The following is a 17036-nucleotide window of genomic DNA, read 5'->3' as shown; positions in this document are numbered from 1 at the left end:
AGACCGACACAGTTTAAGGAATATTATGATCAAGCTTGGCATAGTGATGGATCCCATCAACGACATCAATATCAAGAAAGATTCCAGCTTCGCCATGTTATTAGCGGCGCAGGCTCGCGGCTATCAACTGTTTTATATGGAGATGAAAGATCTGGCCATGGTGAACGGGGTTGCCATGGCGAGTATGCGCAACCTGTCGGTGCAGGACGATCCACAAAACTGGTATCAACTCGAGGATGCGGTGGACACGCCACTGGCGGAACTGGACGTGATCTTAATGCGTAAGGACCCGCCTTTCGATACTGAGTTTATCTATGCCACTTACATGCTGGAGCGCGCCGAAGAGCAAGGCGTGTTAATCGTTAACAAGCCTCAGAGTCTGCGCGATGCCAACGAGAAACTCTTTACCGCCTGGTTCAGCGAGTTTACCCCTGAAACCATAGTGACCCGCGATGCTCAGCGGATCCGCCGTTTTTATCAAGACAAGGGCGATATCATCTTAAAGCCGCTGGACGGTATGGGCGGCAGCTCCATTTTCCGTGTCAAAGCAGGTGATCCCAACCTTGGGGTGATCATCGAGACCTTAACCAACCACGGTCAGCAGTATGCCATGGCCCAGGCCTTCATTCCCGATATCACGGCTGGCGATAAGCGAATTTTAGTCGTAGATGGTGTACCTGTGCCTTACTCGCTGGCACGGATCCCACAAAAAGGAGAGACCCGCGGCAACCTGGCCGCTGGCGGCAAAGGGGTGGCTCAGCCACTGTCTGACAGCGACTGGGCTATAGCGAACACCCTAGGCCCTGAACTGAAAAAGCGCGGACTCATCTTCGTTGGCCTGGATGTGATTGGTGATAAACTCACCGAAATTAATGTCACCAGCCCAACCTGTATTAAAGAGATCCAAGCCGCTTTCGATGTGGATATTACAGGCATGTTGATGGATGCCATAGAGAAACGTATCAAGGCCTAAGACTGGAGTCATAATGAAGCGAATTAAGCTGTTTGCCAGCCTGATAATGAGTACAAGCTTGCTGAGTTGGGGCGCGGTTTCTGCCGATTCTGCCGATCTGCTATCCATAGATTCAGCGCCCAATCGCCCCAAAAATATGGTGATCATGATTGGCGATGGCATGGGGCCGGCCTACACCAGCGCCTACCGTTACTATCAAGATAATCCCAACACCCAGGAGATAGAGCAAACGGTATTCGATCGTCTGTTTGTGGGTAAGGCCAGCACCTATCCTGCTGCCGTTAGCGGCTTAGTCACAGATTCGGCTGCCGCGGCTACCGCCCTAGCAACCGGAGTGAAAAGCTATAATGGCGCCATCTCTGTGGATACCAATAAGCAGCCGATCCCCACACTGCTGGAACTGGCTAAGCGCCGAGGTATGAGTACAGGCGTGGCGGTCACCTCACAAATTAACCATGCCACACCGGCCGCCTTCTTGAGTCATGAAGCCGACAGAAGTCACTACGACGCCTTGGCACAGAGCTACCTGAATACAGATGCCGATCTGATGTTAGGGGGTGGGCAGAAATATTTCCCAGCCTCATTAATCAAACAGTTCGAGGCCAAGGGTTATCACTATCTGTCAGATTTTAGTCGGCTCAATGATCTCAATCAGCCAAAGGTGATCGGTCTGTTTGCTGAGGTAGAGCTGCCCTGGGCCATAGATGAACCCAATACCAATCGCCTGAGTAAAATGGTGCAAAAAGCCCTGGAACTACTCTCCCGCAATGACAAAGGGTTTGTGCTGTTAGTCGAAGGCAGCCTTATCGACTGGGCAGGCCATGATAACGATATCGCGAGTGCCATGGCCGAGATACATGAATTTGCTAATGCCGTTGAAGTGGTGGAACAGTATGTTCGCAACAACAATGATACCCTGATGGTGGTTACGGCGGATCATAATACGGGCGGCTTATCCATAGGCGCCAACGATGAGTATCGCTGGGATCCGCAAGTACTGCGCACCATTCAGGCAAGTCCAGAGAAGATCGCCAAAGATGCTGTGGCAATTGATGACTGGCGTACTCTGGTGGAACTCAGACTCGGCTTGGAACTGGACGAGCAAGAGTATCAACAGCTTGCCAACGCCAGAATGCAGGGACAAAAGCGACTGCATGCCAGCCTGAAACAGCTGATAGATAAACGCTCAAATACCGGCTGGACGACAGAAGGCCATACAGGCATAGATGTACAAGTGTTTGCCTCTGGGCCGGCATCGCCTCTCTTCTTCGGTCAGCTGGATAATACCGATATAGCCAAGCATCTGATCAGCCTGCTGCCCAAGGAGCCACAACCCAAGGCCCAGACGAAAGCGGTTGCGCCTACAAAGCCAGTAAACACGGCCTTACCGAGCCTTGTCACGCTAGATAAGAACACGTAGGCCGCTGAAATCGAGTCTGCCAAGAAAGCGTTAACCTCAACTGACTCTCAGCTCCCCAGCTTGGCCATCACCAGCTGGGGCAGCGTCTTTACAGGCCATAGCCTGTCCGCTTGCATCGCACTCAATATATTGAAAACGCTTTCAATCTCCAGCGGCCGAGAGAAATGATACCCCTGGGCAAATTCGCAATTTATCATGCTGAGAAAATCCACCTGAGCCTGACTCTCCACGCCTTCGGCCACCACCTGCTTACCCAGTTTATGGGCAGATTCGATCACCCTGGTCACGATATGAGAATCAGCCTTTCCTTCGAGCATATTTGAAATAAAGCATTGATCTATTTTTAATAAATCAAAGGACTGACGCTCAAAATGATTTAATAATGAATAGCCTGTGCCAAAATCATCAATGGCGATCCTCACCCCTAAAGCCTGTATCGCTTCCATGGCGGCCATCGCCTGCTTTACTTGCCCAACAACAAAATCTTCGGCGACTTCCAGTAACAGGCAATGCCCTGAAATACCGCTGTTACTCAACTCTTCAGCCAGAACTTGCACTAAGGTCTGATCTAAATACTGTTTGGCCGAGAGATTGAGCGACAGGTAAAGGTCATCCCACCCAGCCTGTTGCAGACGCCCAATCAATGCAACGGCTTTTCTGATTAAATAGTGGCTCAAGGCTATGCTGACATCACTCTTCTCAATTCTGGGGATAAAATCTCCCGGCATGATCAAGCCTCGCTCGGGGTGGAACCAACGCACCAGGGCCTCAAATCCCACCAGTTTACCGTAGGGAAGTTCCACTATAGGTTGCAAGAAAAGTAGCAGCTGCTCTTGTTCCATCCCATGGGTAATATCCAGCTCGATTGTCGAAAAATCATTGGCCTGATTGAGCATCTCTTCGTCGAAAAAGCGGTAATTACTGCGACCGGCTCTCTTGGCATGGTGTAATGCGAGGGCTGCCCGCCAGATCAGCTCCTCTGCGGTAATATGAGGTTCATTGCAGTAGGTAAGACCTATACTCGCGGTCACAATCAACTTCTGGTTACCCAAAACGACAGGAAATTGCAGGGCAGCAAAGATACGGTGGATCAAGGTGCGCACCTCCTGATCGCCTTTAACATGGCGTAATAAGATCAGGAACTTGTCACCTTCTTGACGAAATATCGTGTCCTTCTCACGCACACTGTTGCTCAGACGCGCCGCAATAATCTTAATTAACTCATCAACATGAATATGGTCTAGCGTGTCATTAATGCGCTGAAACTCATCCAGCTCCAGCGATAACAAAACCACCCTGTCATTATTGACCCCGATACAGGCTATCGCCTTTTGTAACTCGTGATACAACATGGACTGATTGGGAAGACAGGTGAGCGTGTCCAGCATGGCACGTCTTTCCAGCTCTTTGGTGTACTCATCGGTATCACTCTCAAACCGCTGCATGGTTTGAGACAACTCTCGGGTGGCCTGATGTATCAGATCGACCTCATCGCGCAGCCAGCTACGGACAAGCGGCACACTCGAGTTAACTTCTGAAAACTCATGCTCAGCCAACAGGGGCAAGGTTCTGGCATGATGAGCAAGACTCAATACCGGCGCCCTGACTATCCATAAGATCAAACCACCGGCCAGCAGAAAGCCAAACAATAGTGTACCCGCCATCCCCTGCTGAAATGTGCTGACCCTCTGCTGCCACAGCTCCAGGCTTGTCATTAGCACCAACATAGGCGAGTTATCGCCACTGTCTAATGGAAAAAACCATACCGCCCACGGCTGCTGCTGATAGTCAAACACCCCATCACCTTCAAGCACTTGCTCCCACTCATACTTGTCAGCCATTTGGTATAACAAATCCAGGCTGATAGGTCGGTTACTGACACTGTAGAGCACCCTTTGCCAAAACTGTTCTTTATCAGCCTGCTCCTGCCTAGCGTCCAATATGGCCAGCTCTACATCTCTATCGACACGAAAATGGCTCAGCATCTCAGTCAGGGTCGACTCGATTAGAAAAAGGTGGGGCTTACTCTTAATCAGAGTGGGCACCAAAACCTGAATTGCACAGCTGGCGGCACATACCACTCTGGATTCAAGCTCATAGGAGGCTTCGCTGGACAATAACCAGAGCACATCATCTTCGGTATGCTCCTTACCAGCATGCGCCAGTTGCACCCCATCGATACTAAATAGACTGAAGGCACTCAAGTTCCAATAAAGCTGAATGTCGGCCCAATCCCGAGCCAACATCTGTCGATAGGCCTGACTACCCTCTATGCCGCTCTCTTTGGCGATGAAAGCCAATTGCATTGCAGCCTGCAATGAGTTCTCCACAACACTGTCCATAGTGGTATCTATACTTTGGGCGAACTCATCTTTCTGGGATTCGAGCATGTCCAGCTGCTGCTGATGCAGCTGAAGATAGGCAAAGCCGCTGATCACGCCACCGACCAAGAAAAGGATCGCCATGACCACAATCAGTAACTTCCACCTGATACTCAAGAAATGTGTCTTAGCCATGCCCGTCACCCTATTTCGGTTGGCACAAAAGACGCATGCTTATTGCAATAAGCATTGTATGAGTGGTCAATCAAAATTGCAGCTGTATTGAGATGGATAAGGGGAGAGAATACGGCTAACATCCATGTCGACAGACTATGCTGATAAGCTATAACTGTTTGATTCATAATTCCATTATATTTTTCCAGGGCAGGTAAGTGCCCAAACAAAAAACCTACACTAAAGCAGTTCCTAGCTACAGCTTAGACAAGAATAAGCACAAGGGCATAATAAATAGTTACTGAATCACTCTGGATAGAAGATATAATGGAACAAATTTTTCTCAGGCTGGTTTTCCGTGCTATCGACCCCTTCACAACTCCTATTACGAAACAGCGAGCTATTTAGCGATAAAAACGTTTTACTGCTCAATTTCGAAAGTGACTTATTTGCCAAAGAGTTACTGAATTTTGCCAAGCGAGTAACTGCCCTGGCACTGGACTTTAACCACTATCAGCAACTTTCAAGTCACCAGACAGAAAAGCTGGAAAGTTATTTTGGTCATCAGCTGCCTGAAGAGGTGCAGCTCAAGCCTGCGTTCGACTGTGCCATTATTTACTATCCTAAATCTAAGAGTCTCGCCCCCTACCTCATCCAACTGGCGGCAAATCAACTCGCGCCGGGGGGGGAACTCTTTATTGTCGGAGAAAATAAAGGGGGCATTCGCTCTGTCGCCAAGCAACTGCCCAGCTATTTCGGTCCGGCCAGTAAATTGGACAATGCCCGTCACTGCCTACTGTTTGCCAGTGAGATGCTGGAGCAGCCCCCAAAAATGAACCTGCAGGACTGGGTCAAACGCTACCCCTTGGCCACCCCGCAGGGAGAGTTAACCATCTTCAATCTGGTCGGTGTCTTTAGCGAGAAAAAACTCGATAACGGAACCCAGCTCCTATTAGAACACCTGCCACAACTTCATGGCAGAGTGTTAGATTTTGGCTGTGGCGCGGGAATTATCAGCGTAGCACTGTTAAAGGCACAGCCGACTCTGAAGATGGAATGTGTCGATATCAATGCCATGGCTCTAGCCTCCTGCCAACTGACCCTGGCGGCTAACGGCATGCAGGCCAAAGTCTATCCATCAGATGGTCTGCATCAAACCAGTGGTAGTTTCGATGCCATTATCTCTAACCCCCCCTTCCATGACGGCTTGAGTAGCACAACCGATATTGCGACCCAGTTTGTACGCGATAGCGCGGAGCGGCTCATTCAAAACGGAACCTGGCAGATAGTGGCCAACCGTCATCTACCCTACAGCGAAACCATAGCTCAATATTTTAAAACTGTGAACATTGCCGCCGAGAACAACAAGTACAAAATCTACTCAAACCGATAAAAACAAACAAAACAACCATAAAATATAGGATTTGCAGCAAAAAACACCTATTTAGAGCGATAAATACTGTGTTTAAACTTAACTTAACTGCCTCATTAATAAAGGCTTCATTGGCAAAACTTTCTACTGTTATACTCAAGAGATAAAAACAATTTCATAACAAATATAACTTTGGAAAAGATCTATGTTGGCGCCTGGGCTCATACAACTCACAAGTGATGGATTATTCGCTGAATTTAGAGTCATACCCAATACTCATGGCCCTATCAGTGTCGAAGGTATTAATGAGCTGCTGTCTTTTCCCGAGTTATCTAGGCTCTATCCCCGTTTGCCCGCCATAGAGCAGGCCGTCACCCAAGTTAACCGACTTATCGGACAGGATGATGGCCTCACCGAACTCACATTTGAGATAGCCGAACGACGCAACGGCGAAATTAGCATTAGCCTGTCAGAAGATGCCATGAGCGCCGAGGTGTGCTTAACCGCGGCCTGGGGCGGACAAGAGATCACCCTGCAAGATATCTTAAAATCACTCAAGCAGCACAATATCACCCAAGGGTTAAGCAAGCGTAAAATTGAGCATCTGTTACACACTGTAAAGACACTGCAACCGGGCCAAAGCTGCAGTGATGTCATCGCCCACGGCAAGCCAGCAATCAACGGCAAAAATGCCGTTATCACACGCAAAGTTCCCCTCGCCAGAGAACGGCTGCTTCAGCCCCAGGAGCGCGAAGATGGCACGGTAGATATGCGTAATCTGGGGGCTGTGATCATGGTCAAGCCCAAGGATATCCTCATGGTGAAAACCCCCGCCACCCAAGGCAGCAACGGCTTTAATGTCATAGGCAATCAGCTTATCGCCATCGCGGGTAAGGATATCAATTTAGTTGCCGGCACCGGCAGCAAACTCCTCGAATCCGATCCTAACGTCTTGATCGCCACTGTCGCCGGTCAGCCGGTACAGACATCAAACGGCATGCAGGTCGATAATGTACTGCAAATAAAAAATGTCGACATCGGTTACGGCAATGTCGACTTTAAAGGCAGCATACTGATCACTGGCGATGTCCACGAGGGCATGCTGGTGAAAAGCTCAGGGGATATTACCGTGATGGGCTTCGTCGACTCTGCGCAGCTCATCGCCCAGGGGGATATTACTGTCAGTAAAGGGGTGATAGGTCGTCAATTAAAGGAAGAGCAACTTTCTACCCGCTTGGAGGCCAAAGGCGAAATTGCCGCCCAGTTTGTGCAATATTCCGAGCTTAAAGCCACTGGTAATATTTTGATCACCAAACAGTTGCTGCACAGCAATACCACCACAGACGAAATTCTAACGGTCAGCGATGCCAGCGAGCGACGCGGCGATCTGGTTGGCGGCACAATCCACGCCAATAAAGGGGTAAAGGCCGTGACCATTGGCGCCACCGCCGGTACCAAAACTGAAATCTACTGCGCCATGAATTACAGTGAGCTGAAAGAAAGCCTTAAACAGTTCGATAAAAGCATTCAGCAGATGACGGTCGCCAGACTCAATATCGAAGCCAGCCTGAACAAACTGCCACCAAAAGCACAATGGCAGGATGATGAACTCATGGTTGAGCAGGTGCGGGGCATGCTGGAAGAAAAGCGGCGCATACAAGCTGAGTGTGGGCAGGTAGAGATTGAATATCGCATGTTACAGCAGGAGATTGAAAACTATTACCGCAACTACCATATCCAGGCCTGTAAGCATATTTTCGCCAATGTAGAACTGCATCTTGGCCCAGCACACAAGCGTACCCAGAGGGAGCACGGTCCCTGCATAGTGACCAACGAAAACCAAGAGATCCATTTCGATCACAGCAATCGCAAATAGTCGCCCAGATAACGACCGATAAAGCTCAAAACGTGGCATCATACCTCCGATGCCACTTTTAATTTCTCCCCCTTAACAGGCATAATCGCCACATCAATATAATAGAGTGAGAAACAAAGCGTGGAACTCCTCAGAATCGACTGTTTAGGTAAAGAGCTTCGCCTCGAAGGCTCAATGGCAGGCTGGCAACAACTCTACTGGGATAACCAACTTGTCTCAGTCAAACAAGCTAAAGCCAATAATGAAGGCTTAAGCAACCATCAGTTTGAATTGCATCAATCTCATACCCCTGTCGAATCTGACACCTCAGAGCCGCTCAATAGGATTAAGATCACTCTGGAGATCGATCTCTTCTGGCAGCCTTTCTCTCTCGATTATCGATTACTGAAAGATGATGAAGTGCTCACACAAGGGCAGCGCACCACCAAAGATATCGAGCGTCAGGCGCCGCGACAAGCGCCTGAGGTCAAGAAGCAGCTGAGCATTATCGGCCTAGCTTCCCTGGGATTTAAGCTGCTCAAAAGCGCCAAGATGATAAAAGTCGTGCTGGCGGGCGCCAGTATCGCCGCTTACTCCTGGCTATTCTCATTCCAGTTTGCCCTCGCACTTATCGCCTGCCTTATGTTCCATGAGTACGGCCATATTCGCGCCATGAAATATTTCGGCATGAAAACCAAAGGCATCTATTTAATTCCCTTCATGGGCGGGCTGGCACTGAGCGATGAGAAGATCAACACCCGCTGGCAGGATGTGGTGATCTCCATCATGGGGCCGACATTCGGCTTGTTAATGTCCATTGCCGCACTGCTGGCTTACTGGATCACTGGCAATGTTTTCTTTGCCGGCCTCGCCGCCTTCAACGCCCTGCTCAACTTGTTTAATCTGCTGCCTATCCTGCCGCTGGATGGCGGCCATATCTTAAAAAGCATCAGCTTCTCTATGAATAGCCTGATGGGGCTGATTGCTTGCGTTGCTGGCGCGGCCATCGGGGTGTTTATCAGTTACAGTTTAGGACTTGCCCTATTAGGCTTCTTGCTACTTATCGGCAGTATGGAAATTGTGTTTGAATGGAAAAGCCGCCACCAGAGCCATCTGTTGCCGCTGGACAGATATGGCCAGCTGTTTTCGGCCGTCTGGTATCTACTCACGGTCGGTGCCCTGATCGCAATCATCTGGTATTTCGCCGGTAGCGGCGACGATATGTTAGGCCTACCGCTGAAGATACTGCAGAGTTAATTGCTCGTACCTTATTTGCTCTTAGCTTATTTGCTCTAAAGAATAGAGCTGCCCAAATGCAGCCCTATTTTTTAGAGCCAAAATTCAGGCACAAAAAAACCTTGCATAGGCAAGGTCTTAAAGTTTGGTACAGATGGCGAGACTTGAACTCGCACGGCCGTTAAGCCACTAGCACCTGAAGCTAGCGTGTCTACCAATTCCACCACATCTGCATCATTGATATTGGGATTTAATCCCTGCTTTATCTGAACATTTTACTAAAATAATTCACCTAAAGCTGTACTTGATAATGGTACCGAAGGACGGACTTGAACCGTCACTCCCGAAGGAAACGGATTTTGAATCCGTCGTGTCTACCAATTCCACCACTCCGGCATTATCAAATAGACTTAACCAGGTGGCCCCAGCAAGTGAACGGAATTATACCTGTGCTTTAGCTAATGGCAAGCCTTTTGATGAGGTGAAATTCTCAAATGAGCAAAATTCAGCCTAACTCAGGTTTCCCCTAATTCTAACCAAGGCAGCGTATAAATTCAGGACAATGAAAGTTGGCAAAAAGTTACCACCTAGATAACAAAATGTTGCGCCAGATCAACAAGTATTCAACCTAAACAGGCTATTTTAACCCAGACATCAAGATAAATACCTAAGGAACAAGGAGTTCACCGATGGCATTCTGGTTAGATTTAATGTTTGGTAACCCCATTGGTTTACTGTCCATGATCGTGATTTTTGCGACCATAGGCATAATGTCATACCTGACCTGGTTATTTATCGCGAAGTCTGCATCAACTGATAGTTAAACTCGAAACTCTCATTTAAGACGCTTTTTGATTTGCTTTGGGGGCTTGGCCCCCATTTTTTTACCAAAAATTCTGAGTATTATCTCAATATCTCAATATATTAATGTTAGCCAATAACCATCAGGCGGCATGTTTGCGCGTTGGCATGGCCGTATGGATGAAATGGGGTCTGGCCTGGATCAGCAGCTGCATCTGTGCCTGACTCGGCTCACCCGCAGGTAAGCGTAATACCTGACGATTGAGATAACGACGTGCCAGCATAGAAATTTTATAATCGGCCGTCGAACCCTGGATCGCATAATGCTTCTGATTGCCAAGACACTCCAGAATCTTACATTCGAGCAAACCTCTTACCGCCGTTTCGTTTTCGGGCAAAGATAAAATGGTCTCACCTTGCAGAAAAAACTCCCTTAATAGCGCACGCTCAGTGGGATCGAGCAGCTGGATTTTTTCCTCTATTGTCTCGATGGCACGCTTAGTCTTTAGATAATCGATCGCTTCATCAAGGAAATAGTTAACCACCCCCATCAACAGATAAGCTGACCCTAAGATCAGACCCAGGCCAAGTAGCTGGGCGTACTGAGTCACAAACGGAGCCAGATTCAACTCAGCCATCACTCCGGCAGGAGCAAACAGTAATGCCATACAAACTAAGGTCAGCCAAAGCATCAAGTTAAATATCACTTGTTTAGGTGTCGTCTGCTTAAACAGCGATAAATTCAACTTCTCCATTTCATCCCTCAAAAGTCACTCTTCATTTAGTGTCAAAATATAGTGTCAAAAAACTGCACAGCTATCATAGCCCGAGTAAACCAAGCAAGTTAGGTGCCAACGGCCTCGAAAGATAAAACGAGAAATGGGAAACAAAAGATGAGAAATAAAAATGAAAAGGCTGACTCTGCTTAGTGCAATCAAAGTCAGCCTGAGACACAGGCTAATCGCTTCGAGCTTCGAGCTTCGAGCTTCGAGCTTCGTGCTACGAGCTTATTGCTTAAGCTTTCGCGGCGAGCTTAGTCAGTACCCGGCTTACGGCCACAAAACCAAAGGTACCTGTCACTACAGTCACGGCGCCAAAACCTGAAGCACAGTCCATACGCATGCTGCCTTCTGCCGTGGCCTTAGTATTACAGACACTGCCATCGGCCTGAGGATAGACTAACTGCTCGGTGGAAAATACCGCTTCAATACTGAAACGACGCTGCACATTCTTAGAGAACTGATATTCTCTCCTTAGCAAGTTTCTGACTTTCGCCAGTAGCGGATCTTGATAGGTCTTGGCCAGATCGCTCACCTGCACCTGAGTGGGATCGGTTTGGCCACCGGCGCCGCCCACTGTCACTATGGGGAGTTTCTGCCGCTTACACCAGGCGATCAACGCCGCCTTAGGCTTCACCGCATCGATACAATCCACCACATAATCTAAGGTGCCACCACTCTTTTTACCCTGGAAGTACTCCCCTAAATTGTCTGTAGTAATAAAATCTTCAATTTCATTGACCTTACACTCGGGGTTAATCGCTTTAATCCGCTGCGCCATCACGGCCACTTTCGACTCACCTATGGTCTCTTTAAGGGCGTGGATCTGCCTATTGGTATTGGTAACACAGATATCATCGAGATCGATCAGTGTGATTTCACCTATACCGCTTCGGGCTAAAGATTCGGCCACCCAAGTGCCCACACCGCCGATCCCGACGACAACGACATGGGACTGAGCAAACAAGTGCAAAGCTCCCGCACCATAAAGTCGTCCTATTCCGGCAAAACGATTCAGGTAGGCATCTGTTAGTCTGGCTTGACTCAAAGCTATCTCCAATCAAAGCTAACTTTTGATAAAGCTAACTTAAAAACAATTTTAAAAACCGATTGGCAGCAATTTTATCCTAAAGCCCAGTAAAGCGACAATCTATGCCTGCACAAGATTGAGGTACAGCGATTTCCAGCAGCCGAAAAACAAAAATAGCCTCAACCACAATCGCCCCTCACCCGCCTGAATGTGATCGGCAATAAGCGTTAAAAACCGGTAATTTACTCATCAGCCAACCAGATTAAGTGACGCAGATCACAAAAACTTCATAATAAGATGCTGTCACTGTACATTTTTCAAACATTTTTAAACGTTTGTTAGCAAATCACCTACAATTTCAGCATCGACTTATATAGAGAAGAGGCGAATTTACTAACCTGTAGTGGCTAGCTGCTTATAAATAAGTAAAAAGCTGACTTTTACAAAATTCATTTCAATTTTGTTTAAAAGTGGTCAAATTTTCACAAATTCGACGTAAAGCGAATATGAAAGGACAGAAATTTGATCCATGCCACAATCTTGCTGACATAAAGCTGTAAACTCAGGCCATCTTTTGTTGCAGGGACGGATTCTTGGAACAAAATGCTAAAACTATGTTAATAACCATAAAAAAATGGAAAGAACTCAGTTCTTGGGAGCACAAACATGAAAAAATCTGTAATCTCGGCATCAATTGCATCAGTTTTAACTCTAGCTTCATTCGGCGCGCTAGCCGATGGTCCTAACTTCTACGGTCGTTTAGAACTCGCTTTAACTAACTCAGACACTGGCGTTACTACACAAGAACGCAAAGAAGGCACTGTCATTGAAAACAACTTCTCTCTAGTTGGTGTTAAAGGCACTGAAACCATCGCCGATGGTTTTGACATGGTTTACCAAATGGAGTTCGGCGTAGAGAACACTTCTTCTAGCTCTACCATTTTCACACAACGTAACACTTACCTAGGTGTTAAGACTGCTGCAGGTACTGTACTTGTGGGTCGTAACGACACAGTATTCAAGCAATCTGAAGGTGCTATCGACATGTTCGGTAACACTAACGCCGATATCGATCGTTTAGTGGGTGCACAAACTCGTTCTGCAGACGGTATCTGGTACTACTCACCAAAGATTGCCGATCTGATCACTGTTAATGCTACTTACCTGATGACAGACAACAACCAAGCAGGTGTTGCTGATGCTGATGACCAATATGCACTAAGCGTCACAGTTGGTGATAAAGGCTTCAAGGCACAAAACTTCTATGTTGCCGGTGCATATAACAAAGGCATCTCTGGTATCGATGCATACCGTGCTGTAGCTCAAGTTAAGTTTGGTGATTTCAAAGTTGGCGGTCTATTCCAAAGCTCTGAAAGCGTTGCAGCAGGTTCTGATGCAAACAACACTTACTTTGTGAACGCAGCTTACAACCTGAACGGCGTTAACCTGAAAGTACAATTCGGTATCGACGAAGCTGGCTTCGGTAGATACTACGGTGGTGTAAACCCTGTTACTGATGCAAATGGCACAAAAGTTATTCAAGATGATATCAGTGTAACTAACCTGACTGTAGGTGCTGACTACCGTATCGCTAAGTCAACTATGGTATTCGCTCACTACGCTATGTACGAAGGTGAACACTCTGTAGCTGGTCTAAAAACTGACCTAGAAGATGATAACGTATTCTCTGTTGGTGTTCGTTACGACTTCTAATGGCTTTAAGCCACTGGCTTAAACACAAAAGGCGACCTCAGGGTCGCCTTTTTGCTTTCTCGAATCTAGAATCTAACCTCTATTTTCGCAGCCCCTAGCTCCTAGCTCCTAGCTCCTAGCTCCTAGCTCCTAGCCCCTAGCTCCTAGCCTTTGCGCGTTAAACGATACACAGACTCAGTTAACCAGGGCACCTGTTTTTTGACAAATCTGGGGTTCTCACTCAGCACATCTTCAGTGCTTAAAGGTATCACCTCAAAGTACTCGCTCATATTTGCCGTTACCCAATCATGGGAGACGGCAAACGGCGGGCCATTTAAGGTTTCCTGGGGATAATCTAAGGTGATCAATAAACCCTTACTGCCAGCGGGCAACAACTTAGCCAACTGCTGTACATATTGACGGCGCATCGCTTCTGGCCAGGCAATCAAGGCGGCCCTGTCATAGAAGCCGCTCACCCTGCTAATAAGCTCAGATGGCAGACAAAACAGATCCCCCTGATAGAGGGTGATTTGCTCTGTGGAATAACACTGATGCTCACCCGATTGCCTCACCTCAAGGTCGAGCTGGTTTTCACTAAAAAACTGCTCCACCGCGCTTTGATTCAATTCACAGCCGATCACATCCAGCCCCTGCTCGGCCAAGAAGCAGAGATCCAGACTCTTGCCACAAAGAGGCACAAACACCTGGGCTCCCGAGGGGAGGGATAGACTGTCCCAATATTTCAGCAGCAGAGGATTGATTTCACCTAAGTGAAAGCCTATCTGCTGAGAAGCCCATTTCTCATGCCAAAAACTCGGTTGCATAGTTACACCTTAAGAAGCCAGATCACAAAATAATGCAGGCTACTTTAATGGCAAGTCAGGAAAGATGCAAAGAAGAGATAAAATACGCGCTAATTCATCTTATTAGCGCGTATTGAAAAGAAAATTTAAGGCAGGTCGATCACTTGCTGCACTTTTCGAAGCCAGACACAGTTATCACATTCGCAGTTACGTCGCGACAGATGATGGGGCGTCAGAGTCGAGTCGATAAAATCGACGGCAATCAATAACTGCTGTTTCAGCTCTTTTACCGATTTTCGCTCAACGGCAACCAGCTCATCATTGCGATTCATCCAGACACACTCCATGCCCTGGTGGCAATGGATACACTGCATATCGGTAGTATTATAGAAGCCTGCATGGGGACAAAATTTAAGATCCATCGACTCCACAATACGTTTCCTGGGATATTCAAGCAATGATATCAACAGGGCTTTTTCTGCCTCTTCCATCACTCTCTCCTTCTTATCGGATACTGCAACTGTTAAGTGGAAACTATTCACTTCAGATTACTCTTATGCATCTTACTAAGATTTGATATAGGTCAATATCGTCGCCGAAAAGATACGTTAGGCGTATGAGATGAGACAAATCCAGCTATTGTGCAGTCCAGCCTCTTCTTGCTATAAAAACCTTATTCCTAACAAACGATCCCGCCCATGCCAGACTTAAGCGCACCCACTCCTGAGCTGCAGCACTTTTATATCTCAGAAGAGCAGTCCATCTATCTGCTGAAAGCCGATGATGCCCGCAAGCATAAGGCCTGGATCCGCCTGTGTAAGAAACAGCTGAGTAAACTTGGCTACCATGATATCGAACTGGTGGGCAAAGGCGCCTATGGTTTTGTGTTCTCCGGTATTAATAAGCACCACCATGCCCATGTATTTAAATTCTCCCGCCTGACACTGCCCCAGCATATTCAGGATCGCCTCGAAGAGGAGGCCTTTATGCTGTCACAGGTCAAGCACCCCAATGTGCCCCCTGTGATCAAATTTGAGCGGATCGGCAAACAGGGAATACTTGTGATGGCGAGAGCGCCGGGGGAAGATCTCGACAAACTCTGTTTACGGCTCGGCAAGCTGCCGGTCGCCATCATAATGAGTATCGCCCGCCAGCTCGCCGATATACTGCAATACCTGCACTCTGGGCGCCCCTTAGTCCACGGCGATATCAAACCCTCAAATCTGGTCTATGACATGCAGACCCACAGATTGTCGCTCATCGACTGGGGCTCGGCTGTGTTCGCCCAGCGAGACGCCAAGGGAAATCCGGTCAATGACAATGTGATGGATCTGCTTTCTGGCGATCAGCAGCACACCAATGCCCGCATGGGCGATGTCTATTTTATTGGGGAAGAGCAGCTAAACGGCGCCCTTTCTAGTCCAAGGTTTGATGAGCAAGGGGCGGCGGCCACCCTCTATGCCCTAGCCTCGGGGCAATCGAGCCGCTTTGGCAGCAAGGTGATCCCCGCTACCAGCATAGGCCTGCCCGTCGAACTAGCGCGCACCTTAGATGGTATGCTCAGTGACGATGCTGCCACACGCAATGAGGCAGGAGATTATTTCCTCAAGAGCATGCGCCATAAGCATAAAATGCATCTGCCTGAACTGGCTTCGCCGCCGCTGCAGGCGGATATTCCTGTCTGGCAGCAGGCCCGGCATCAAGAGGTAGAAACGGTAACCTATAGTTCCCGTAAATCTTTCTTAAAAGAGCATAATGCCGATGATCCCATAGAAAAAATGGACGATCTGCAACTGGAGAAATACTACCGCAACTTTATGGCCGGCATGGGAGATACGGAGAAAGGCTTTATCGCCGCGGTCGGCCGGGTTGGTCAATACTCACTTGTCGGTGGTCTGGCGATCCACTGGCAGGAATCCGGCGTCTATATCGACTCGAATCTGGCGACCTATAACAGTGAAGAGAAAGCGGCTCTGACTCTGGCGGTCAATAATATGGTGACTCTGGCCAGGGGCATTCGCCGAATAGGGGTGTTTAAGGCCTGCTTCTTTAACGCCCGCGATACGCTGCATCTCGAGCGAGAAGATATCAATCAGCCCTTTATTCCCAGCCCAGATCTGCAACTGCCTTTCGAAGTTGGCGATGTGCCCTCCTTGGAGGACAAATCCCGCCTGCATTCCTATTTTGAGGATGGGCCGGATCCCGATGAAAACCTGGAGCTGCCCGTTGAGATCATGACCGAACTCAATCGAATCAACCAGATCCACCACACAGGTTGCATCATCTTTGAGGCGCTGCCTAATCACATGAAGATACACAGCTATCTGCGCCTGCTTAATCCGCGCAAACAGGCGGCATTTCGCGCAAGCCTAGATCGTATCATCAGTCATGTGGACAAGATTCACGGCAAGGGGGTATCGGGTTTTATGAAACTGCCCTACAAGAATACCCGCCTATTTAGCCATATCGACAGCAAGCCAGATAGCTTCTATCCGAAAAACCCCAAGGCGATAGGTTTAGGTGAAAATGACTGATAGCGACGAGCTGCGGGCTACGAGCGACGGCCATTCTAAGTTTGCC

The 17036-nt window shown here is 48.1% G+C and carries 13 protein-coding genes and 2 tRNA genes; 8 read left to right on the top strand and 7 right to left on the bottom strand.

The features are described 5' to 3' along the window. Nucleotides 1–25: 25 nt before the first annotated feature. Nucleotides 26–973, top strand: a complete 948-nt coding sequence (gene gshB / locus LZP69_RS08890) for a glutathione synthase (protein ID WP_234199970.1) — start codon at nucleotides 26–28, stop codon at nucleotides 971–973. A 13-nt stretch (nucleotides 974–986) separates the two neighbouring features. Further along, entirely contained in the window at nucleotides 987–2393 is a 1407-nt protein-coding gene (locus LZP69_RS08885; RefSeq protein WP_234199968.1) for an alkaline phosphatase, read from the top strand. Nucleotides 2394–2440: 47 nt separating this feature from the next. Here the strand turns inward: LZP69_RS08885 and LZP69_RS08880 are convergent, their stop codons facing one another. Further along, nucleotides 2441–4909 carry a putative bifunctional diguanylate cyclase/phosphodiesterase gene (locus tag LZP69_RS08880; RefSeq protein ID WP_234199967.1) on the bottom strand — a complete coding sequence of 823 codons (2469 nt, stop codon included), beginning with the start codon at nucleotides 4907–4909 and terminating at the stop codon, nucleotides 2441–2443. A gap of 337 nt (nucleotides 4910–5246) precedes the next feature. Between LZP69_RS08880 and LZP69_RS08875 the strand changes: the two genes are divergently transcribed. The 3 genes from LZP69_RS08875 (at nucleotide 5247) to LZP69_RS08865 (ending at nucleotide 9372) form a co-directional block, all read left to right on the top strand. Beyond that, nucleotides 5247–6281 carry a methyltransferase gene (locus LZP69_RS08875; RefSeq protein WP_234199965.1) on the top strand — a complete coding sequence of 345 codons (1035 nt, stop codon included), beginning with the start codon at nucleotides 5247–5249 and terminating at the stop codon, nucleotides 6279–6281. A gap of 184 nt (nucleotides 6282–6465) precedes the next feature. After that, complete coding sequence (locus LZP69_RS08870; protein WP_234199963.1) at nucleotides 6466–8136, top strand: DUF342 domain-containing protein; 1671 nt, start codon at nucleotides 6466–6468, stop codon at nucleotides 8134–8136. A gap of 174 nt (nucleotides 8137–8310) precedes the next feature. Further along, nucleotides 8311–9372 (top strand): site-2 protease family protein, encoded by a 1062-nt coding sequence (locus LZP69_RS08865; protein ID WP_267962063.1) that lies wholly within the window; start codon nucleotides 8311–8313, stop codon nucleotides 9370–9372. A gap of 125 nt (nucleotides 9373–9497) precedes the next feature. Here LZP69_RS08865 and LZP69_RS08860 read toward each other — a convergent pair. Both LZP69_RS08860 and LZP69_RS08855 read right to left on the bottom strand, forming a co-directional pair. Continuing rightward, nucleotides 9498–9584, bottom strand: a tRNA-Leu gene (locus tag LZP69_RS08860). 78 nt (nucleotides 9585–9662) lie between these two features. Next, nucleotides 9663–9747 (bottom strand) — tRNA-Leu (locus tag LZP69_RS08855). A 293-nt stretch (nucleotides 9748–10040) separates the two neighbouring features. Between LZP69_RS08855 and LZP69_RS08850 the strand changes: the two genes are divergently transcribed. Continuing rightward, nucleotides 10041–10175, top strand: coding sequence for a DUF3149 domain-containing protein (locus tag LZP69_RS08850; protein WP_234199961.1), 135 nt, complete (start codon nucleotides 10041–10043; stop codon nucleotides 10173–10175). A 120-nt stretch (nucleotides 10176–10295) separates the two neighbouring features. Here the strand turns inward: LZP69_RS08850 and LZP69_RS08845 are convergent, their stop codons facing one another. Both LZP69_RS08845 and tcdA read right to left on the bottom strand, forming a co-directional pair. Continuing rightward, nucleotides 10296–10907, bottom strand: a complete 612-nt coding sequence (locus tag LZP69_RS08845) for a superinfection exclusion B family protein (protein WP_234199960.1) — start codon at nucleotides 10905–10907, stop codon at nucleotides 10296–10298. A gap of 259 nt (nucleotides 10908–11166) precedes the next feature. After that, nucleotides 11167–11979 carry a tRNA cyclic N6-threonylcarbamoyladenosine(37) synthase TcdA gene (tcdA, locus tag LZP69_RS08840; protein WP_234199959.1) on the bottom strand — a complete coding sequence of 271 codons (813 nt, stop codon included), beginning with the start codon at nucleotides 11977–11979 and terminating at the stop codon, nucleotides 11167–11169. 648 nt (nucleotides 11980–12627) lie between these two features. Here tcdA and LZP69_RS08835 point away from each other — a divergent pair. Next, the gene (locus LZP69_RS08835) at nucleotides 12628–13674 is read left to right on the top strand and encodes a porin (RefSeq protein WP_234199958.1); all 1047 of its coding nucleotides are present in this window, start codon (nucleotides 12628–12630) and stop codon (nucleotides 13672–13674) included. Between the two features lie 143 nt (nucleotides 13675–13817). Here the strand turns inward: LZP69_RS08835 and LZP69_RS08830 are convergent, their stop codons facing one another. Both LZP69_RS08830 and LZP69_RS08825 read right to left on the bottom strand, forming a co-directional pair. Beyond that, nucleotides 13818–14477, bottom strand: a complete 660-nt coding sequence (locus LZP69_RS08830) for a thiopurine S-methyltransferase (protein WP_234199957.1) — start codon at nucleotides 14475–14477, stop codon at nucleotides 13818–13820. A 125-nt stretch (nucleotides 14478–14602) separates the two neighbouring features. Further along, entirely contained in the window at nucleotides 14603–14947 is a 345-nt protein-coding gene (locus LZP69_RS08825; RefSeq protein ID WP_234199956.1) for a hypothetical protein, read from the bottom strand. A 207-nt stretch (nucleotides 14948–15154) separates the two neighbouring features. Between LZP69_RS08825 and LZP69_RS08820 the strand changes: the two genes are divergently transcribed. Further along, a complete protein-coding gene (locus LZP69_RS08820; protein ID WP_234199954.1) occupies nucleotides 15155–16990 on the top strand; it encodes a protein kinase domain-containing protein in 1836 nt (611 codons plus the stop codon). The last annotated feature ends 46 nt before the right edge of the window (nucleotides 16991–17036 follow it).

Source organism: Shewanella sp. AS1 (assembly GCF_021412565.1).
Taxonomy (GTDB): domain Bacteria; phylum Pseudomonadota; class Gammaproteobacteria; order Enterobacterales; family Shewanellaceae; genus Shewanella.
This window is presented reverse-complemented; position numbering and strand designations above follow the sequence as displayed.